Source organism: Mesorhizobium sp. Cs1299R1N3 (genome assembly GCF_037179625.1).
Lineage (GTDB): Bacteria > Pseudomonadota > Alphaproteobacteria > Rhizobiales > Rhizobiaceae > Mesorhizobium > Mesorhizobium salmacidum.
In genome coordinates, this window is record NZ_JAPYKQ010000071.1 from 1 (window position 1) to 455 (window position 455).

Sequence of the window (455 nt, forward strand, 5' to 3'; positions counted from 1 at the left end):
TTGTTGATCGGAGAACCCTCTGGCGATGAGCTCGTCGTAAACCAACTTCATGAGGTAGCCGTCGGTTCCCGCCCATCGGTTGTAGTCGGGGACCTTCGGGAATTTCGGCAGCTGCCGATAAGCCTCGTCGTGCTGAGCCTGGGTGATATTGCCGGCCTCCAGCATTCCGTCGAGAACGTACCGGTATCGCTGGAGTAACCTCTCGCGAGCGCCTACGCCACCGCTGGGATCGAAATTCGACGGGCTGTTGAGCACCGCAGCCAACACCGCCGACTGAGACAGGGCGAGCGTCGAAGCATCGGTGTAGAAGAAAGCCCGAGCGGCAGCCTGAACACCATAAGCTCCCCGGCCAAAGTAGATGGTGTTGAGATATCCGGAGAGAATGTCCTTCTTAGAGACCTCCTTGCCCGTCTTCACGGCCAGGAGGAGCTCCTTGAATTTGCGACCCATAGTGC

General features: G+C 58.5%; 1 protein-coding gene. It reads right to left on the reverse strand.

The features are described 5' to 3' along the window. Window positions 1-450, reverse strand: a 450-nt coding sequence (locus tag O7B34_RS32000; RefSeq protein WP_337149738.1) for a transglycosylase domain-containing protein, incomplete at its 3' end; no start/stop codon positions are given. Between the last annotated feature and the right edge of the window lie 5 nt (window positions 451-455).